Genomic DNA, 18,757 nt, shown 5'->3' with positions numbered 1-18,757 from the left:
GGCGCTATCTGAGCAGGAAGAAAGGGGCGGCGCGCTGAGCGTCAACGCAGCGGCACCGTCGGCCGTCGAACTGGCCGACGCCGTGACCGAACAACTCCGGCAGTATCTGGCGGCCCGTCGGCGCGAGGCCTCCTATATGGGGCCCGACTACGACCGGTTGATCGCCGCCCTGGAGACGTTCGTGCTGAGCGGCGGGAAACGGGTGCGCCCGGCGTTCGCCTACTGGGGCTGGCGCGCGGTGGCCCCCGAATCCGAGGGGTTCGAGCCGATGCTGCCGCTGTTCGGCGCGCTGGAGCTGCTGCACGGCTGCGCGCTGATCCACGACGACGTGATCGACGCCTCCGACACCCGCCGCGGCAAACCCACCGTGCACATCCAGTTCGCCGACCTGCACCGCGCCAACGGCTGGTCCGGCTCCGCCGACCAGTTCGGCGCGTCGGCGGCCATCCTGCTCGGCGACCTGTCGCTGGTCTGGGCCGACGACCTGCTGGCCTCGGTGGATCTGCCCGACGACGCCGCCCGCCGGGTGCAGCGGATCTGGTCGGCCATCCGCACCGAGGTGCTCGGCGGCCAGTACCTCGACATCGTGGTGGAGGCCACCGGGGCGCCGTGCATCGAATCCGCGATGCGGGTGGCCACCTACAAGACCGCGTCCTACACCGTCACCCGGCCGCTGCAGCTCGGCGCCGCGGCGGCCGCCGACCGCCCCGACGTGCAGGAACTGTTCCACGGCGTCGGCAATGACCTCGGCGTCGCCTTCCAGCTCCGCGACGACGTGCTCGGTGTGTTCGGCGACCCCGCGGTCACCGGCAAACCGTCCGGGGACGATCTGCGCTCCGGCAAGCGCACCGTGCTGCTGGCCGAGGCCGTCGAACGCGCCGCCGCCACCGACCCGGCCGCCGAAGACCTGCTGCGCAGCGGGATCGGCGCCGACCTGAGCGACGCCGAGGTGCGCCGGATGTGCGACGCCATCGAATCGGTGGGCGCGCTGGCCGCCGTCGAGGACCGCATCACCGCGCTGGCCGACGACGCGTTGGACCGACTGGCCGCCGCCCCGATCAACGACACCGCCAAGACCGGGCTGGCGCAGCTGGCCCGGCGGGTCGCGCACCGGAGCGCGTGAGCTGATGAGCGCCGAAGGTGTGAGCACCGCGACCGACGCCGGACGACTGGCCCGCAACTGGACCCGGCTGCGCGCGTTCGCCCGCTCCGACGACGCGCGTCCCGCCCTGCTCGGGCTGGCCGGCGCGGTGTCGGTGACCGTGGGCGGCCTGGGCGCCGGCAGCACCCGGGTGCACGATCCGCTGCTGGAGGCGATGGGCCTGTCCTGGCTGCGGTTCGGCCACGGGTTGGTGGTGTCGTCGATCCTGTTGTGGGGCGGCGTCGCGGTGATGCTGGCCGCCTGGCTGCTACTCGGCCGCCGGACGCTGGCCGGCCGCAGCACCGAATACACCATGATCGCCACCACCGGCTTCTGGTTGGCGCCGCTGCTGCTCAGCGTGCCGCTGTTCTCCCGCGACACCTACTCCTACCTCGCCCAGGGCGCGCTGCTGCGGGACGGGTTCGACCCGTACGCCGTCGGGCCGATCGAGAATCCGAACGGGCTGCTGGACAACGTCAGCCCGATCTGGACGACGACGACCGCCCCCTATGGGCCGGCGTTCATCCTGGTGGCCCGGTTCGTCACCATGATCACCGGCGACAATGTGGTGGCCGGCGCGATGGTGCTGCGGCTGTGCATGCTGCCGGGGCTGGTGCTGCTGATCTGGGCGCTGCGCCGCATCGCCCGCCACATCGGCGCCGACCCCACCACCACACTGTGGGTGTGCGCGCTCAACCCGCTGGTCATCGTGCACCTGATGGGCGGGGTGCACAACGAGATGCTGATGGTCGGGCTGATGGCCGCCGGGGTCGCGCTGACCTTCGCCGACCGGCCGATGGCCGGGATGACCCTGGTGGCGCTGGCCACCGCGGTCAAGGCCACCGCGGGCATCGCCGCGCCGTTCCTGGTCTGGGTGTGGATGCGCAATATGAGCCGCCGCCGCGGCTACCGGTCGGTGACGGCGTTCGCAGCGGCCTCGGCCGGCACGGTGCTGGTCTTCATCGCGGTGTTCGCGGTGTCCTCGCTGGTCGCCGGGGTGGGGCTGGGCTGGCTGACCGCGCTGGCCGGATCGGTGAAGATCATCAACTGGCTGACCGTCCCGACCGCGATCGCGAATCTGGTGAACTCCGTCGGCGGGCTGTTCATGGCGGTGAACTTCTACGCCGTGCTGGAGGTCACCCGAATCGTCGGCGCGACGGTCATCGCGGTGGCGCTGGTCGCGCTGTGGTGGCGGTTCCGGCGCACCGACCGGGATGTGCTGATCGGGATGAGCCTGGCCATGGTTGTGGTGGTGCTCTTCGTGCCGGCCGCATTGCCCTGGTACTACAGCTGGCCGCTGGCCGTCGGCGCGGCGCTCGTGCAGTCCCGGCCCGCCGTCGCGCTGGTCGCCGGGTTCTCCACCTGGATCATGGTGATCTTCAAACCCGACGGCAGCCACGGCATGTATTCGGTGGTGCACGTACTGCTGGCCACCGTCTGCGCGGTGGCGGCCTGGCGGTACCTGGCCCGCGCGCCGCAGGACGCGCCGGCCGGCGGGTCCGGCTCGTCGGTCGGCTAGAAGGTCCGGGCCTGCGCCCGGCGCATCACTTCGCGGGCCTGATGCGAGTGCAGCGCGTCCACCGGCCGCGCGTTCCCGGTCTGCTCGCGGGAGCCGTCGACGGTGATCGTCAACGACTCGTCGGGGGTGAACAACCAACGCAGGATCTCGGTGTCGTCATAGCCGCCGTCATGCAGCAGCGACAGCAACCCGGGCAACTGCCGGACCACATGGCCGGCCGGGGTGAAGAACGCCTGCGGGATCACGACGACCTTGTTCCGGCGCACCGCGACCAGGTGGCGGTCCTTGAGCTGCTGGTGCACCTTGGTGACCGGGATCCGGAGCAGTTCGGCGACCTCGGGCAGGTTGTAGACCGGCTCGTCGGGATCGAGGACGTCCTGGCCGGCGGGAATGGAACTCACCTGCGTCAGTCTAGGAGGCGGCGCCTCTACCATGGGCGCGTGGCGGCAGACGAGCTCATCGGCGCGACCCTGGAAGGTCGCTACCAGGTGCACGACGAGATCGCCTCCGGCGGCATGTCGACGGTGTACCGCGGGGTGGACCTGCGGCTGGACCGGCCGGTCGCGATCAAGGTGATGGACTCCCGCTACGCCGGCGACCAGCAGTTCCTGGACCGGTTCGAGCTGGAGGCCAAGGCCGTCGCCCGGATGTCGCACCCCAGCCTGGTCGCCGTCTACGACCAGGGCGTGGACCTGCGCCGGCCGTTTCTGGTGATGGAACTGGTCGAGGGCGGCACCCTGCGGGACCTGCTGCGTGAGCGCGGGCCGATGCCGCCGCACGCCGCCGCCGCGGTGCTGCGCCCGGTGCTGGCCGGGCTGGCGGTCGCGCACCGGGCCGGCTTGATCCACCGCGACATCAAACCGGAGAACGTGCTGATCTCCGCCGACGGGGACGTCAAACTCGCCGACTTCGGTCTGGTCCGGGCGCTGGCGCAGGCCGGGATCACCTCCACCAGCGTCATTCTGGGCACCGCCGCCTACCTCTCGCCGGAGCAGGTGACCACCGGCGACGCCGACGCCCGCAGCGACGTGTACGCCCTGGGTGTGCTGACCTACGAGCTGCTCACCGGGGCGACCCCGTTCGACGGCGACAGCGCGCTGGCGGTGGCCTACCGGCGGGTCGACGCCGACGTCGCGCCGCCCAGCGCGGCGATCGCCGGGGTGCCGGCCCAGTTCGACGAGTTCGTCGCCCGGGCGACCCGGCGGGACCGCGACCAGCGTTATCCCGACGCGGCCGCGATGGCCGCCGATCTGGACGCCATCGCCACCGAGCTGGCGTTGCCGGCGTTCCGGGTGCCGACGCCGTCGCGCCCGGACCGGGGGACCGTCGCCGCGCCTCCGCGCCTGTCGCCCCCTGCTGCGCCGGCGCCGGTCCGCAACCCGACCCGCGCGCTGCCGCGCGACCCCGACGAGCACGAGACCGTCCGGCATCCCCGGGCGGTGGAGGCCACCGCAATCGCCGAGGACGGCTTCGGCTTCGACGCTGATCAGCGGGACGCCGAATCCGATTACCCGCCAGCACAATTCGCCGGCGTGGAGATGTCCGCGTTCGTCTGGGACCGGCACCGGCAGCGCCGCAACCTACTGGTGGCCGTGCTGGTGGTGGGGCTGCTCACCGCGGGCGCGGCGCTCGGCGGGTGGACGCTGGGCGCCCACCTGCCGGGGTTGTTCTAGCCGCGCAGCATCTCGGCGCCGCCGTTACGCCGAGGCTGCTGCGCTGGTCGCTTCGCTCCTAGCCGCGCAGCATCTCGGCGACCAGGAACGCCAACTCGAGGCTCTGCTGGGTGTTGAGCCGCGGATCGCACGCGGTTTCGTAGCGGCCGGCGAGATCGTGGTCGCCGATGTCCTGGGCGCCGCCCAGGCATTCGGTGACGTTCTCGCCGGTGATCTCGACGTGGATGCCGCCCGGGTGGGTGCCCAGGGCATGGTGCACCTCGAAAAAGCCCTGCACCTCGTCGACGATCCGGTCAAAGTGCCGGGTCTTGTAACCGGTGGAGGATTCGTGGGTGTTGCCGTGCATCGGATCGGACTGCCAGATCACCTGGTGTCCGGAGGCCTGCACCTTCTCGATGATGGCCGGCAGCACGTCGCGCACCTTGTTGTTGCCCATCCGGGACACGAAGGTCAGCCGGCCCGGCACATTGTTCGGGTTGAGCCGCTCGGCGTACTCGACGGCCAGCTCGGGGCTGGTGCTCGGGCCGATCTTCACCCCGATCGGGTTGGCGATCACCTCGGCGAACGCGATGTGGGCGCCGTCGAGCTGACGGGTGCGCTCCCCGATCCACAGGTAGTGCGCGGACAGGTCGTAGAGCTTGAAGTTGCCGCCGGCCTCGTCGGAGTCGTCGGCCAGTCGCAGCATGGCCCGCTCGTAGTCGAGCACCAACGCCTCGTGGCTGGCGTACAGGTCGGCCGACTCCAGGTTGCGGTCGTTGACGCCGCAGGCGCTCATGAAGCGCAGCGCGCGGTCGATCTCCCCCGCCAGGGCCTCGTAGCGGGCCCCGGCCGGCGAGGTGCGGACGAATTCGCGGTTCCAGTCGTGCACCAGGTGCAGCGAGGCCAGGCCCGACGCGGTCAGCGCCCGGACCAGGTTCATCGCGGCGCTGGCGTTGGCGTAGGCGCGCACCAGCCGGGACGCGTCGTGCTCGCGGACCGCGGCGTCGGGGGCGAACCCGTTGATCATGTCGCCGCGGTAGGACCGCAGGCCGAGGGAGTCGATGTCGGACGAGCGCGGTTTGGCGTACTGGCCGGCGATGCGGGCCACCTTCACCACCGGCATGCTGGCGCCGTAGGTCAGCACCACGGCCATCTGGAGCAGGGTGCGGATATTGGCGCGGATGTGCGGCTCGGTGTTGTCGGCGAAGGTCTCGGCGCAATCCCCGCCCTGCAGCAGAAACGCCTCACCGCGGCACACCTGGGCGAGCTGGCTGTTGAGCCGCTCGACCTCGGTGGGCACCGTGATCGGCGGGACGCTTTCCAGCACCGTGCGCATGGCCTTGGCCTGATCCGCGTCCCAGCTGGGCTGCTGAACCGCCGGGCGCGACAGCGCGTCGTCCAGGCGCGTGCGCAGGTCTTCGGGCAGCGGCGGCAGGTCAGGCAGCTGTTCGATGGGCACGTCAACGGTCCAGTTCACCCGTCCATGGTAACCGGCGGCCAACAGCGATTTTTCCACGGCGGGGGTGTCCGGGAGTGGGGTCTCGGGAGAAAAGCCGGGCCGCTGCGCGACTATTAAGAGGTGAACTGCGACGTCGCCCGCGAGGCGCTGTCGGCCCGCATCGACGGCGAGCGTGAACCCGTGCCCGCCGCCCGGGTCGACGAGCACCTCGCCGACTGCCCCGACTGCCGGGGCTGGCATGCCCGGGCCGCGGAGCAGGCGTCGGCGTTGCGGGCGCTGGCGGGGATTGACGCGCCCGCGGTGTCGGCGGTCTCCCCCGGCGCCGCGCCTGTCATCCGGCGCGTGCCGGTCCTTCGGGTGGCGCTGGGTGTGGTCGGCGGTGTCCAGCTCGGATTGGCCGCACTGCAGGGTGTCTCCGGTGATCTGGGGCTGGGGCACGGCGGCGGGCATCTGCTCAACGAATCGACGGCCTGGTCCGCGGCGGTGGGCGCGGCGATGCTGCTGGCCGCCTGGCGGCCCGTGTTCGCCGCCGGCGTCGCCGCCGTGCTGGGGTTCTTCACGCTGCTTCTAAGCGGCTATGTGGTCGCCGACGCGCTGGCCGGGGATGTCGGGGTGGCGCGGGCTTTGTCGCACCTGCCGGTGCTCGTCGGCGCGGTGCTGGCGGCGCTGGTATGGCGGGCGTCGCGGGCTGATCGCCCTTCGGGCTCGGTGCTGGCCGATGTGGTGCTGCCGGAGTCGGCCGCCACGCCCCGGCGGCTGCGCGAGGCGGGTTGAGGCGCGAAATGTGGTGGTCGCGGATGTCATGATCAATGCATGGGCTACATCGTGATCCACAACGTGCCCGACGACGTGCTGGCCGGCATCGACGCGCGCGCCGCCGAGGTGGGCGTGTCGCGAGGCGAGTGCATCCGTCGCAGATCGACCCCAGGACTCCCTGGTTGCGCGAGTCACGGTCACCCACACTGACCTTGAGCGGTTCGGACAGGGGGCCGCCGGACTCGACGACGCCCAGCTGATGCGCAAGGCCTGGGAATGACCGAGTCCACGTGACTTCCGTTGGCCTCGGGCGCGAGTGCAGAAGACAGGACCAGCACTGGGGTGACGATTAGATTCGGATCGTGGAGAGACGCCTATTCGATCGGGTCAATCCAAACTCCGCGTCACCCAGCTACACCGACTCTTCCTACTATCCTCTGTCCACAGCACCGGAGCAGTGCTGGGAGGGCGTGCGCGCGATGTTCCTGACCGGCTTCGACGCCACCACCCTCAACACCCTGTTTGTCGACAAGAATCTGCGGGCTCACGGCCTGATCTAGGCCTCGGGCTGTTCGGCGCCATCCTGCGCCTGGAGAACATCCTCACCTCGTTCAACGACTTCGCCGGCAGCGAGATGCTCACCGAGCGCCAGGCCCAGGACTACCGCAGTGTGTACCTGGACCTGTACGCGGAGTTCCGCAGGGACAGCGATGCGGAGAAGGAGCTCATCAACGACGACGTCGTCTTCGAGATCGAGCTCATCAAACAGGTCGAGATCAACGTCGACTACATCCTCATGCTCGTCGCAAAGCACCGTGAACAGTTCGGTGACGGCGACGACAAGGAAGTTCGCGCCGAGATCACTCGGGCCATCGACGCCAGCCCGACGCTGCGCAACAAGAAAGACCTCGTTGAGGCGTTCGTGGACTCGGTCTCCGTCGACGGCGCCGTCGACGAAGAGTGGGAGGCGTTCATCGCCTCCAAACGCGAAGCGGAGCTGGCGAAGATCATCGCCGAGGAGAACCTGCGGCCCGCTGACACTCGGCGCGTCATCGATATCGCGTTCCGCGACGGCACCCTGCGCACCACCGGCACCGAAATCACCACCGTGCGACCACCGGTGTCCCGCTTCGCAGCCGCCGGTGGTCACGGCGAGAAGAAGCAGCGCGTCATCGAGAAACTCAACGCGTTCTTCGACCGGTTCTACGGCCTTTCGGCCACCAATTCCGGGCGCTAGAAAGCGCACAACTACGCGGGATGCCGCATCAGGTACTCGGCGACGGCCCGGCGTACCAGTTCGGCGGGCTTGATCGACTCGGCCGCGGCCCGCTGGGCGATTCCTTCCCGCAGGTCACTCGGGAAACGCACCGACATGGTCGGGGTACTGCCGCCAGCCTCACGGCGACCGGCCGGCCGCCCTTCTTTCAGCTTTACGAAGGCTCCGGGTCCCACCGAGGCTGGACCAACAATCTCAAAATCGCCCGCTTCGAAATCCGCCGCCATTGCGGCGTAGTCGTCGTCGGTGCGGCCCGTCATGGTGTCCTCCTAATTGGCTTCCCTAGCAACGTTGGGTCTTTGCGGCGTCCGAGGTAGAGATTCGGCCGAGCCTCCAGGAACGACCGAGAACGGGTCGGCACCACCAACGTCGGGAACTCGATCACGCACCGAATCTCGGCGTCGGTGATTCCGTGTTGACGGGCAGACGACCTGACCCGGATCTCCACTCGAACAACTGTACTGCAGTTCTCATATAACTGCAACACAGTTCTAGTCCGGCTTAGAGCATCACGCCGAACATGATCGCCATGCCGGCGGCCATCATGGCTTGGCCGAGCACTCCGGCGTCGTCGACGCTGAGTTCCTCCGGCACCCGGCTGTGGGTGCGGCGGCCGGCGAAGTAGCGGTAGGCCAGCACGACGGCCGCGACGGCGAAGAACACCGTCCAAAACCCGTTGACCCCGGTGATCCAGCCGGGATCGGCGGCGGCGGAACCGCCGTGCCCGTCGTGACCGCCGTGCGCGCCATGCCCCGCGTGACCCCCGTGGCCGTCCTGTCCGGAGTCGCCGCCCTGGCCGGGGATCAGCTTTCCCATCACGGCGTACATCCACGCCATCGCCGCCATCATCGCGGCGTGGTACCAGGCGATCGGGCCGCCGCACATCCGCCCGGTGATCGCGCGCACCAGGAACCACAGCGCGCCGGCGGCGAAGACGACCATGGCCGGCGCGTTCGGCACGCCCATCCCCCACGGCCAGGCCATCACCGCCATCGCGACCGACATCGCCAGGTGCAGCACCTCGCTCACCCAGTGCGGCCCGGACACCCGCCCGGAGGCCATCGCGGTGAGGCAAATGACGGCGGCCGCGACGAACAGCGCGGTCACCGCCCAGCGCAGCAGCGGGTCGGCGATCATGAGGCGGCGCCCCGAAGAGTCATACGCACAGAGCTATGGTCGGCCGTCGCGCCCCCGCGGTTCCCGGCGGGGCGCCGATGCCGTCGGCGGGCGAACGTAAAATCCCAGGAATGACCCGTCGCTGGTGGCCGCTGCTGGCCGGATACCTGGTCGCGGCCGTCGTGCTGGCCGGCTACGGCGCGGTCAGCGGCGCCCGCCGGTTCGCCCAGGCGCGGGTGACCGATCCGGGCCCGCTGACCGAGATCGCCGGGCCGGTGGGCTATTTCACCGCGACGCTGGCCGGCGCGGTCACCCTCGGGGCCCTGCTGTATGTGGTGATCACCGCGCGCCCCGACGACGCGCACGTGATCGATCCGCCGTCGTTCCGGGCGCACCGGCTCGCCGAGGTCACCGCGGCGGTGTGGCTGGTCGCCGCGCTGCTGATGATCCCCGTTCAGGCCGGGATGACCACCGGGGCCAGCGGCTTCGCCCTGCTGGCCCAGGGCCGGCTGCCCGACGCGCTGGCGGTCTCCGAGATGGCCCGGGCCTGGATCGTGGTGGCCGTCTGCGCGGCGGCGATCGCGGCCACGCTGCGGTTGACGGTGCGCTGGGTTCCCCACGCGGTGCTGCTGATCCCCGCGTCGATCGCTGTGGTCGCGCCGCCGGTCACGGGCAACGCCGGCCAGGGCCCCGACCACGACTACGCCGGCTCCGCGGCCATCGTCTTCGCGACCATGCTCGCGATCACCGCGGGGTTGCGGGTCACCGCCGCCATCTGCCGCCCCGGCCCCGAGCTGTCCCGCCGGATCAGCGTGGTCCTGACCTGCGGCGGCGCGATCGCGCTGGCCTACGGCGCGATGCTCGCGCTGCTGCTGCTCGACGGTCCGGCCGACCTGCTGCGCACCGACTACGGCCGGTGGCTGGCGCTGGCCGCGGTGCTGCTGACCGCGGTCACCGCCGCCGACGCCCTCGCCTGGCGGCGCGGCGCGCTCACCGGCGGGTACCTGACCGGCACAAGTTGGGCGATCACCGCGGCGGTGGCGGCGGTGTCGGCGATGGCGATCCAAGCCGCGCCCCGACTGCTCAACCACGACTACACCATCTGGGACGTGTTCCTCGGCTACGAGCTACCGGACCCGCCGAACCTCTGGCGTCTCGTCACCGACTGGCGGTTCGACTCGTTCTTCGGGGCCGTGGCGCTGGTCGCGGCGGCGCTGTACATCGCCGGCTACCTGCGGCTGCGCCGCCGCGGCGACGACTGGTCCACCGGCCGGCTGCTGTCCTGGCTGATCGGCTGCCTGGCGCTGCTGATCGGCACCAGCTCCGGCATGCGGACCTACGGGTCGGCGATGTTCAGCGTGCACATGGCCGAACACATGCTGATCAATATGTTCGTGCCGATCCTGCTGGTTCTCGGCGGGCCGGTCACGCTGGCGCTGCGCGCCCTGCGCCCGGCCGACCACGACGCCACCCCCGGCCCGCGGGAATGGGTGCTCGCCCTGGTGCATTCGAAGTTCACCGGCTTCTTCGCGCACCCGGCGACGGCGTTCCTGATGTTCGTCTCGACGCTCTACATCGTGTACTTCACCCCGCTGTTCGACACCCTGGTGCGCTACCACTGGGGCCACGAGCTGATGACGACGCACTTCCTGATGTCGGGCTACCTGTTCTTCTGGGTGATCATCGGCATCGACCCAGGCCCGCGCCGGCTGCCGTTCCTGGGCCGGCTGGCTGTGCTGTTCGCGGTGATGCCGTTCCACGCGTTCTTCGGCATCGCGCTGATGACCATGACCTCGATCATCGGCGGCGACTTCTACCGCATGCTCGACCTGCCGTGGATGCACAGCCTGATCGACGACCAGCACCTCGGCGGATCCATCACCTGGGGGTCCTCCGAGCTGCCGATCCTGATCGTGGTGATCGCCCTCGTCGTGCAGTGGGCCCGATCCGACCGCCGCGCGGCGCGGCGCGCGGACCGGCACGCCGACGCCGGCTACTCCGGCGACGACGACCTGGACGCCTACAACGCGATGCTGGCCGAGCTGGCCAAACACCGGAACTGACGCTATGCCGGCCACGCTCACGACGGACGCGCGCTGGCCGGTGCGCTACGCCCCCGGGGAACTGCTGGCGGGGCTGCTTCGGCGGCGGGGCGCCGTCGTCGACGCGGGGCTCGGGCAACACGGCTACAGCTATCTGCTTGGACTCCAGGCGAACCGGTTCATCTTCGCCAACTCGGACCACTTCAGTTGGCGGGAGGCGTTCCAGGCGCTGGTCCCCGTCGACGGGCCGACCGCGCTGATCGTCAGCGACGGCGCCGACCACAGCCGTCGCCGCGCCCTGGTTCAGCCGGGCCTGCGGCCTCGGCAGGTCCGCCACTACACCCCCACCATGGTCGCCAACGCCGACGCCGTCATCGACCGCTGGCGCCCCGGCGAAACCGTCGACGCGTACGGGCAGTTCCGCGCGGCGATCCGGCGCAGCGCCATCGAATCATTGTTCGGCCCCCGAATGGCCCGGCACGCCGACATTCTTGGCGAGGCGCTGCAGCCGCTGATCGACCTCACCGACCAGCTCCCGCAGCGGTCGGCCTGGCAGCGCCGACTCGGCACGCCGGCCTGGCGTCGCGCGATGGCCGCGCGCGGCCGGGTCGACGAGATCGTCTACGCCGAGATCGCAGCGGTGGACCCCGCCGAGAACCACTTGCTGGCCCGGCTGGTCGCCGCACGCGGGCCCGACGGCGCTGCGCTGTCCGTCGATGAGGTGCGCGATCAAGTGGTCTCGCTGATCGCCGCCGGGTACGAAACCACCAGCGCAGCGATGGGCTGGGCGGTCTACGCCCTGCTGGCCGTCCCCGACGCCTGGGAGTCCGCGCGCGCCGAGGTGCACGACGCGCTGGGCGACCGGACGCCGACGGCCGCGGACCTGGCCGAGCTGACCTACCTGAACGGCGTCGTTCTAGAGACTCTGCGACTGTGCCCACCCGCGGTGGTCTCGGCCCGCAAGGTCATCGACGATCTGGAGTTCGACGGCCGACGCATCCCCGCCGGCCGAACCGTGATCTTCAGCCCGTATGTGACCCACCGGCTGGCGGAGGTGTGGCCGGAGCCGCTGCGATTCCTGCCGCAGCGCTGGGACCCCGGGTCGCCGCTATACGCCAAACCCGCGCCGCACGAATTCCTGCCGTTCGGGGGCGGCTCGCACCGGTGCGTCGGAGCGGGGTTCGCGACGACCGAACTCACGGCGATGCTGGCCCGACTGGTGGCGCGGACCTCGCTGGCGCTGCCCGCTCAGCGGATCAGCGCCCGCGGTTACGCCGCGCTGCGGCCGGCGCACGGCCTGCGAGCGGTCGTGACGGCCGTCAGCTAGCGCCGAACTTGCGCAAACGCAGGCTGTTGGAAACCACGAAGAACGACGAGAACGCCATCGCGCCGCCGGCGATCAGCGGGTTCAGCATCCCGGCCGCAGCCAGCGGGATCGCCGCCACGTTGTAGCCGAACGCCCAGCCCAGGTTCACCCGGATGGTGCGCATGGTGGCCCGGGCCAGGTCCAGCGCCTGGGGCACCACGTCGAGGTTGTCGCGGACCAGGATGACGTCGGCCGCGCCGATCGCCACGTCGGCGCCGCGCCCGATGGCCAGCCCCAGATCGGCTGCGGCCAGCGCCGGGCCGTCATTGATGCCGTCGCCGACCATGGCGACCGAGCGGCCGGCGGCGCGCAGTTGCTCGATGACGTCGACCTTGCCCTCCGGCAGGACCTCGGCGATCGCCTCGTCGATGCCGACCTGGGCGGCCACTGCGCCGGCCGAGGCGGCGTTGTCGCCGGTCAGCAGCACGGTGCGCAGGCCGCGGGCGTGCAGCGCCGCCACCGCCTCGGCCGCGGAGTCCTTGACCGCGTCGGCGACCGAGATCGCCGCGGCCGCCTCCCCGTCGACGGACACGAAAACTATCGTCTCGCCGCGGTTTTCGGCGCACCGCCGGGCGTCGGTGAGCCGCGCGGGCGCCACCCGGTCGCGGCTGACCCAGCCGGGCCGGCCCACCTCGACGCGACGGGCGCCCACCTGGCCGGACACCCCGCGGCCGGCGGCGGCGATGAAGTCGGTGACCGGCGCCGGTTCCACGTCGCACGCGGAGGTGATGGCGTGCGCGACCGCGTGCTCGCTGCCGGCCTCAACCGCGGCAGCCAGCGCCAGCACCTCGTCGGCGTCCCAACCGTCGGCGGCGGTGACGTCGGTGACGGTGGGCCGGCCGACGGTCAGGGTGCCGGTCTTGTCGAACACCACGGTGTCCACCGCGCGGATCGCCTCCAGCGCCCGGTAGCCCTTGAGGAAGATGCCCAGCTGCGCGCCGCGGCCGGAGGCGACCATCATCGCGGTCGGGGTGGCCAGGCCCAGCGCGCATGGGCAGGCGATGACGAGCACGGCCAGCGCCGCGCCGAACGCCTTGTCCGGGGCCGCGCCGGCCAGCAGCCACCCGGTCAGCGTGAGTGCGGCGATGACGAACACCACCGGCACGAAAACCGCGGCGATCCGGTCGGCGAGGCGTTGCGCGTCGGCCTTCTGCGCCTGGGCCTCCTCGACCAGGCGCACCATGCCCGCGAACTGGGTGTCGGCGCCGACGGCGGCGGCCTCGACGACCAGCCGGCCGTCGAGCACCACGGTGCCGCCGATCACCGAACCGCCGGCCTCGACCCGGACCGGGGTGGCCTCGCCGGTCATCGCGCTCATGTCGACCGCGGCCCCGCCGCCGGTGACCAGGCCGTCGGCGGCGATGGTCTGGCCGGGCCGGACCACGAACGTCTGCTGCTCCTTGAGTTCCTCGGCGGGGATGACCAGCTCGGAGCCGTCGGGCATCAGCACGGCGGCGTTCTTGGCGCTCAGCGCGGCCAGCGCCCGCAGCGCGCTGCCGGCCTTGGATCGGGCGCGGGCCTCGAAGTATCGTCCGGCCAGCACGAACACCGTGACGCCGGCGGCCACCTCCAGGTAGATGGAGTCGCTGCTGGTCAGCGCCGCCCACACGCCGTCGGGACGGGCGGTGTCCCGGCCGGCCGGGCCGAACATGGTGTACAGCGACCACAGCGTGGCCGACGTGACGCCGACCGAGATCAGCGTCTCCATGGACGCGGTTCCGTGCCGGGCGTTGCGCAGTGCGACGCGGTGCAGCGGCCAGGCCGCCCAGGTGACGATCGGCAGGGCCAGCGCCAGCAGCACCCACTGCCAGTGCGCGAACCGGGTGCTGGGCACCACCGCGAACATCACCGACAGGTCCGCCAGCGGCACGAACAGCACCGCGGCCAGCGCCAGCCGGCGCATCAGGTCGCGGGCGTTGTCGGAGTCGGCGTCCCGGCCGGGGCCCGCGCCGTCCACATGCGGGGCGGCCGAATAGCCGGCCTTGGTCACCACCGCGCACAACGCGTCATCGTCGACGCCGGGTTCGGCCTCGATGCTGGCCACCCCGGTCGCATAGTTCACCGAGGCGCGCACGCCGGGCGCCTTGTTGAGCTTGTTCTCCACCCGGGCCGCGCACGCGCCGCAGGTCATGCCGCCGACGTCGAGGCGGACCCGACGCGGCACGGCGTCGACGTCGTCGACGGCCGCGGCGGTCACCGGCACAGAAGAGCTCACCTATTCATTGTCGCGCCGGGTGGGCCGGGAGTTCCCGGCGGGTGCCGCGCCGGTTAGCATCTCCCGCGTGGACTCCCGCGGCGACATCGACCAGGTGACCTGGCTCGCGCTTGCCGCCGGGCGCGGCGATCCAGGCGCGTTGGAGCAGTTCATCAAGGCCACCCAGGCCGATGTGTGGCGCTCGGTGGCCTATCTGGGCGATCCCGGCACCGCCGACGACCTGACCCAGGAGACCTTCCTGCGGGCGATTCGCTCGCTGCCCCGGTTCACCGGCCGCTCTTCGGCGCGCACCTGGCTGCTGTCCATCGCCCGACGGGTGGTGGTCGACCAGATCCGGCACAACCAGGCCCGCCCACGGGCGGCCTACACCGTGGATCTGGACCGGGTGCTGGACCGCCGGATTCCCGGCGTCGGGTTCGAGGAGTTCGTCGAGACGCGGCTGCTGCTCGACGGGCTGGACCCGGACCGGCGCGACGCGCTGATCCTCACCCAGGTGCTGGGGTTGTCCTACGCCGAGGCCGCGCAGGTGGTGGGCTGCCCACTCGGCACCATCCGTTCGCGGGTGGCCCGGGCGCGCGAAGACCTGCTTGCCGCGGTCGAGGATCGGGGTCGGGAAACCGGTTAGGCCCGGTAGATCGCCCGCGCGAGTGACGTCAGGACGCCCTGACTCATCGCCGGTGACCTCAGAACGGCCTGACTCATCGCCAGTGACCTGGGACCGATCTGAGGGCCGGAAATCTGCCTCCAGTCACTGGCGCGAGCCAAGGTCGTCCTGACGTCACTAGCGCGAACTCAAGGCCCGGCCTCCAGTCACTGGCGCGCCGGCCAGTGACGTCCCGGGGTCACTGACGGCACCCACCCGCTCGGGAACCCCTGAACTCCGCGGCGATGTCGCCGACGTGACTAGAACCGGCTGATCGCCTGGAATTTCGCCAAGTTATGCCGGGCGTCAACCAGGGCGTCGTGGTTGTCATCCGGCAGGGCGGGTAGTTCGGGGCGCCCGCGCTCCTCCCACAGTTGCTTGAGTTCCCGGGTGAACCGCGGGATTCCGCGCGGCAACCCGGTCATCGGTCCCCACAACTGGGCCAGCACCACGTGGTCGTAGGCCCCGACCCAGGCCCATAGCTCCACCGGTTCGGGGCTGCCGAGGCCGAAGAATTCCTCCAGGTCCTCCCGGATCTGCCGTCGGGACCGCCACAGCTTGGAGGCAGGGGACGGCAATTTCGGCAGCACGTTGGCCCGCACCCAGGTCCCGGCGTCGTCGGGGTTGAATTCGGTGGACACCGCGTAGTACTCCCGGCCGTCCTCGGCGGCCACGCCGATGGAGATCAGCTCGATGGTGCGCCCGTCGTCGATGAACTCGGTGTCGTAGAAGTAGCGCACGGCCCCAACCCTACGGTGGAAGGCGCCGGCGCGGCGCGCACGGTGCGGTCCAGTTCGGCTTCCACCGCGTCGTCCTCGGGCACCCGCGGCATGCCCGCGACCACGCTCTGCAGCCACAGGTTGGCCGCGGCGATCGGGCGGCGGATGCGGCGCTCCCGGGCCAGCGCGCGGCGCATCTTCGCCGGCCGGTCGGTGTAGCGCCAGCGGGCCCACGGAGCGTGCGGGCGAGACAGCCGCAGCGTCCCCACCACCAACAGCGGCAGGAAACCCATCCCGACCAGGCCCGTCCACAGTTTGCCCTTGAGCAGCACCACCACCGCCAGCACGAGGCTCAGCACCGCCCAACCGATCACCGCCGCGCGCACCGCCGGCGAGCTGTCCGCCCGCCAGATGTCGATGTCGAAGAACGACAGCGGGTTGAAGCCCAGCACCAGCAGCCCGGCCACCGCGATCGCGACGAACACCGCGTCCACCGACGTGCGGCCGTCGGCGCTCCAGTACACGTCCTGCAGGTGCAGAATCAGCGCGAACTCATCGAGCACCAGCGCCGCGCCGATCCCGAAGAACACCGCCGCGATGGTGAACTCCGTCACCGTCCCGCTGACCGCGAGGGTGACCATCGTCATCCCCGAAATCAGCACCAGGATCACCCCGAACACCACGTGGTGCAGGTGAAAGCCGCCGACGGACAGGTTGCGGGGCTGCCACCAGCGCCGTGGCCCGGTCTTTCCGGCGTGTGCCCTGATGTAGCGAACGATGGTCCTGGTGACGAAGAACGTCAGGATGAACGCGATCAGACAGAACAGCAGCGGAACCCGATCCGGGGAGATCATGCGCAGTTCCACCGCACGAACTTACGCCCATCTCGTCGGCGCGGATACGCTGGTGTGGATATGAGCTCCACGGCGCCCGAGACGGGCATGCACACCCCCACCCGGCCGACGCGCCGGGTGATTTTCCAGGTCGTGACGGTGCTGGCGTTGCTCGCCGCGGCGGTCTGGCTGCTCGCCCACACCGATTACCGCATCGACATCGACGTGTACCGGATGGGCGGGCGGGCCTGGCTCGACGGCACCCCGCTCTACGCCGACACCACCGAGTTCCACACCCAGGCCGGCATCGACCTGCCGTTCACCTATCCCCCGCTGGCCGCCGTGGTGTTCGCGCCGTTCGCCTGGCTGCCGCTGCCGGCCGCGGGCATCGCGATCACCGTGCTCACCCTGGCGCTGCTGGTGCTGTCCACCAAGATCGTGCTGACCAGCCTCGAGGTCGGCGCGGGCGCGGCGCAGCGCTGGTGGCTGGCGGCGGCGATCAGCGCGCCGGCCGCGGTGCTGCTGGAGCCGCTGCACGCCAACTTCGACTTCGGCCAGATCAACGTGGTGCTGATGACGCTGGTGCTCGCCGACTGCGCGCAACGGCGCACCCGCTGGCCGCGCGGGCTGCTGATCGGCATCGCGATCGCGGTGAAGCTCACCCCGGCGGTGTTCCTGCTGTACTTCGTGCTGCGTCGCGACCTGCGGGCCGCCGCCGTCGCGCTGGGATCGTTCCTGGCGGCCACCGCCGTCGGGTTCGCGCTGGCCTGGCGCGACTCGATCCAGTACTGGACATCGACCATTCACGACACCGGCCGGATCGGCACCCCCACCCTGAACACCAACCAGAACATCTCGGCGGCGCTGGCCCGGCTGGGCCTGGGCGACGACGCGCGGTTCATGGTGTGGGCGCTGTGCTGCCTGCTGGTGCTGGCGCTGACGGTGTGGGCGGGCCGGCGCGCGGTGGCCGCCGGGCAGCCGCTGCTGACGCTGATCTGCGTGGCGCTGTTCGGCCTCGCGGTGTCGCCGGTGTCCTGGTCGCATCACTGGGTCTGGGCGCTGCCCACCCTGATCACCACGGCGGTGCTGGCCCGGCGCTGGTCCTCGACCGCTCTCGGGGTGCTGACCGGCGTCGGACTGATCCTGATGACCAGCTACCCGATCCTGCTGATGCCCGAGCACCACGAGGCCCAGGCCGCCTGGTGGCGGCAACTGGTCGGCACGTCCTACCTGTGGTGGGCGTTGGCGGTCATCGCGACCGTCGGGTTCGTCTGCGGCGCGCGGCTCAGCCGGCCGCAGAATCCGGAAGCCGGGACGACGACGGATTCTGGCTCTGGGGCAGCGGCGTTGCGCCCTCTTTGAGCGACGCGGCGTAGATGTCGACGTACTCCTGGCCGGACAGCTCCATCAGCTCGTACATCACCTCGTCGATGACGGCGCGCTCGATGAAACGGTTGCCGGCCAGGCCGTCGAACCGGGAGAAGTCCATCGGCTTGCCGAACCGCACCGTCACCCGGCCGAACTTCCACATCTTCGATCCGGGCGGATTCACGGTGTCGGTGCCGATCATGGCGACCGGGATCACCGGGACCCCGGATTCCAGCGCCAGCCGGGCCAGACCGGTCTTGCCCTTGTAGAGCCGCCCGTCCGGGGAGCGGGTGCCCTCCGGGTACATGCCGAGCAGCTTGCCGGCGCCCAGGATCCGTTCGGCGGTGTCGAGCGCGGCCTGGGCGGCGTCGGCGTCGGAACGGTCGATCGGCACCTGGCCGGCCACGGTGTAGAACCAGGCGATCGCCCGGCCCTTCAGGCCGGTCCCGGTGAAGTACTCCTGCTTGGCCAGGAAGGTGATCCGCCGGTGAACCACCAGCGGCAGGTAGAAACTGTCGGCGACGGCCAGGTGATTGCTGGCCAGAATGGCCGGGCCGTCGGCCGGGATGTGCTCGAGTCCCTCAACCTTGGGGCGACCCAGCAAGGTGAGCAGCGGGCCCATGAAGATGAACTTGAACAGCCAGTACCACAT

Annotated in this window: 18 protein-coding genes; 10 read left to right on the top strand and 8 right to left on the bottom strand. The window is 70.9% G+C overall.

The window, feature by feature from the left end:
- The first annotated feature begins 82 nt into the window (after nt 1–82).
- Together idsA2 and L2Z93_RS07215 are read left to right on the top strand one after the other, a co-directional pair.
- The gene (gene idsA2, locus L2Z93_RS07220; protein WP_234786250.1) at nt 83–1,123 is read left to right on the top strand and encodes a bifunctional (2E,6E)-farnesyl/geranyl diphosphate synthase; all 1,041 of its coding nucleotides are present in this window, start codon (nt 83–85) and stop codon (nt 1,121–1,123) included.
- 4 nt (nt 1,124–1,127) lie between these two features.
- Complete coding sequence (locus L2Z93_RS07215; protein ID WP_090592689.1) at nt 1,128–2,660, top strand: alpha-(1->6)-mannopyranosyltransferase A; 1,533 nt, start codon at nt 1,128–1,130, stop codon at nt 2,658–2,660.
- Here L2Z93_RS07215 and L2Z93_RS07210 read toward each other — a convergent pair.
- Nucleotides 2,657–3,061 (bottom strand): Rv2175c family DNA-binding protein, encoded by a 405-nt coding sequence (locus tag L2Z93_RS07210; protein ID WP_090592693.1) that lies wholly within the window; start codon nt 3,059–3,061, stop codon nt 2,657–2,659. The genes L2Z93_RS07215 and L2Z93_RS07210 overlap by 4 nt on opposite strands.
- A 114-nt stretch (nt 3,062–3,175) precedes the next feature.
- Here L2Z93_RS07210 and L2Z93_RS07205 point away from each other — a divergent pair, with 114 nt between their 5' ends.
- Nucleotides 3,176–4,333, top strand: a complete 1,158-nt coding sequence (locus L2Z93_RS07205) for a protein kinase domain-containing protein (protein ID WP_090592776.1) — start codon at nt 3,176–3,178, stop codon at nt 4,331–4,333.
- 58 nt (nt 4,334–4,391) lie between these two features.
- On the opposite strand, the gene L2Z93_RS07200 is transcribed toward L2Z93_RS07205, so the two are convergent.
- Entirely contained in the window at nt 4,392–5,789 is a 1,398-nt protein-coding gene (locus L2Z93_RS07200) for a class II 3-deoxy-7-phosphoheptulonate synthase (RefSeq protein ID WP_090592779.1), read from the bottom strand.
- A gap of 102 nt (nt 5,790–5,891) precedes the next feature.
- Here L2Z93_RS07200 and L2Z93_RS07195 point away from each other — a divergent pair, with 102 nt between their 5' ends.
- From L2Z93_RS07195 to L2Z93_RS07190, 3 genes are all read left to right on the top strand, one after another.
- Nucleotides 5,892–6,545 carry a zf-HC2 domain-containing protein gene (locus tag L2Z93_RS07195; RefSeq protein ID WP_090592696.1) on the top strand — a complete coding sequence of 218 codons (654 nt, stop codon included), beginning with the start codon at nt 5,892–5,894 and terminating at the stop codon, nt 6,543–6,545.
- Nucleotides 6,546–7,006: 461 nt separating this feature from the next.
- Nucleotides 7,007–7,087, top strand: coding sequence for a type I restriction enzyme subunit R domain-containing protein (locus L2Z93_RS19435; RefSeq protein ID WP_370745852.1), 81 nt, complete (start codon nt 7,007–7,009; stop codon nt 7,085–7,087).
- Between the two features lie 8 nt (nt 7,088–7,095).
- Nucleotides 7,096–7,764 (top strand): type I restriction endonuclease subunit R, EcoR124 family, encoded by a 669-nt coding sequence (locus tag L2Z93_RS07190; protein WP_234812040.1) that lies wholly within the window; start codon nt 7,096–7,098, stop codon nt 7,762–7,764.
- Nucleotides 7,765–7,775: 11 nt separating this feature from the next.
- Here L2Z93_RS07190 and L2Z93_RS07185 read toward each other — a convergent pair whose 3' ends face one another.
- Both L2Z93_RS07185 and L2Z93_RS07180 read right to left on the bottom strand, forming a co-directional pair.
- Nucleotides 7,776–8,063: a ribbon-helix-helix domain-containing protein gene (locus L2Z93_RS07185; RefSeq protein ID WP_128111827.1), complete on the bottom strand. Its 288-nt coding sequence runs from the start codon at nt 8,061–8,063 to the stop codon at nt 7,776–7,778.
- Between the two features lie 241 nt (nt 8,064–8,304).
- Nucleotides 8,305–8,940, bottom strand: a complete 636-nt coding sequence (locus tag L2Z93_RS07180) for a DUF5134 domain-containing protein (protein WP_090592700.1) — start codon at nt 8,938–8,940, stop codon at nt 8,305–8,307.
- Nucleotides 8,941–9,050: 110 nt separating this feature from the next.
- On the opposite strand from L2Z93_RS07180, the gene L2Z93_RS07175 reads away from it, so the two are divergent.
- Complete coding sequence (locus tag L2Z93_RS07175; RefSeq protein ID WP_193438939.1) at nt 9,051–10,982, top strand: cytochrome c oxidase assembly protein; 1,932 nt, start codon at nt 9,051–9,053, stop codon at nt 10,980–10,982.
- A 40-nt stretch (nt 10,983–11,022) separates the two neighbouring features.
- Nucleotides 11,023–12,288, top strand: coding sequence for a cytochrome P450 (locus L2Z93_RS07170; protein ID WP_193438940.1), 1,266 nt, complete (start codon nt 11,023–11,025; stop codon nt 12,286–12,288).
- On the opposite strand, the gene L2Z93_RS07165 is transcribed toward L2Z93_RS07170, so the two are convergent.
- Nucleotides 12,281–14,524 (bottom strand): heavy metal translocating P-type ATPase, encoded by a 2,244-nt coding sequence (locus L2Z93_RS07165; protein ID WP_370745853.1) that lies wholly within the window; start codon nt 14,522–14,524, stop codon nt 12,281–12,283. The genes L2Z93_RS07170 and L2Z93_RS07165 overlap by 8 nt on opposite strands.
- 85 nt (nt 14,525–14,609) lie before the next feature.
- On the opposite strand from L2Z93_RS07165, the gene sigC reads away from it, so the two are divergent.
- A complete protein-coding gene (gene sigC / locus L2Z93_RS07160; protein WP_162562022.1) occupies nt 14,610–15,167 on the top strand; it encodes an RNA polymerase sigma factor SigC in 558 nt (185 codons plus the stop codon).
- 278 nt (nt 15,168–15,445) lie between these two features.
- Here sigC and L2Z93_RS07155 read toward each other — a convergent pair whose 3' ends face one another.
- Complete coding sequence (locus L2Z93_RS07155; RefSeq protein WP_090592720.1) at nt 15,446–15,925, bottom strand: polyadenylate-specific 3'-exoribonuclease AS; 480 nt, start codon at nt 15,923–15,925, stop codon at nt 15,446–15,448.
- The gene (locus L2Z93_RS07150) at nt 15,871–16,758 is read right to left on the bottom strand and encodes a hypothetical protein (RefSeq protein WP_090592783.1); all 888 of its coding nucleotides are present in this window, start codon (nt 16,756–16,758) and stop codon (nt 15,871–15,873) included. The genes L2Z93_RS07155 and L2Z93_RS07150 overlap by 55 nt, the downstream gene beginning before the upstream one ends.
- 60 nt (nt 16,759–16,818) lie before the next feature.
- On the opposite strand from L2Z93_RS07150, the gene L2Z93_RS07145 reads away from it, so the two are divergent.
- Complete coding sequence (locus L2Z93_RS07145; protein WP_165782309.1) at nt 16,819–18,099, top strand: glycosyltransferase 87 family protein; 1,281 nt, start codon at nt 16,819–16,821, stop codon at nt 18,097–18,099.
- Here L2Z93_RS07145 and L2Z93_RS07140 read toward each other — a convergent pair.
- Entirely contained in the window at nt 18,023–18,757 is a 735-nt protein-coding gene (locus L2Z93_RS07140) for a lysophospholipid acyltransferase family protein (RefSeq protein WP_090592726.1), read from the bottom strand. The genes L2Z93_RS07145 and L2Z93_RS07140 overlap by 77 nt on opposite strands.

Source organism: Mycolicibacterium brumae, from assembly GCF_025215495.1.
Taxonomy (GTDB): Bacteria; Actinomycetota; Actinomycetes; order Mycobacteriales; family Mycobacteriaceae; genus Mycobacterium; species Mycobacterium brumae.
Note: the sequence above shows the minus strand (reverse complement) of the source record. Positions and strands in the feature narration are given on the sequence as shown.

Coding starts and splice junctions, on each gene's coding strand:
- L2Z93_RS07215 (WP_090592689.1), top strand. CDS start 1,128: ATGAGCGCCGAAGGTGTGAGCACCGCGACCGACGCCGGACGACTGGCC.
- L2Z93_RS07205 (WP_090592776.1), top strand. CDS start 3,176: ATGTCGACGGTGTACCGCGGGGTGGACCTGCGGCTGGACCGGCCGGTC.
- L2Z93_RS19435 (WP_370745852.1), top strand. CDS start 7,007: ATGTTCCTGACCGGCTTCGACGCCACCACCCTCAACACCCTGTTTGTC.
- L2Z93_RS07185 (WP_128111827.1), bottom strand. CDS start 8,063: ATGACGGGCCGCACCGACGACGACTACGCCGCAATGGCGGCGGATTTC.
- L2Z93_RS07180 (WP_090592700.1), bottom strand. CDS start 8,940: ATGATCGCCGACCCGCTGCTGCGCTGGGCGGTGACCGCGCTGTTCGTC.
- L2Z93_RS07175 (WP_193438939.1), top strand. CDS start 9,051: ATGACCCGTCGCTGGTGGCCGCTGCTGGCCGGATACCTGGTCGCGGCC.
- L2Z93_RS07150 (WP_090592783.1), bottom strand. CDS start 16,758: ATGATCTCCCCGGATCGGGTTCCGCTGCTGTTCTGTCTGATCGCGTTC.
- L2Z93_RS07145 (WP_165782309.1), top strand. CDS start 16,819: ATGAGCTCCACGGCGCCCGAGACGGGCATGCACACCCCCACCCGGCCG.
- L2Z93_RS07140 (WP_090592726.1), bottom strand. CDS start 18,757: ATGTGGTACTGGCTGTTCAAGTTCATCTTCATGGGCCCGCTGCTCACC.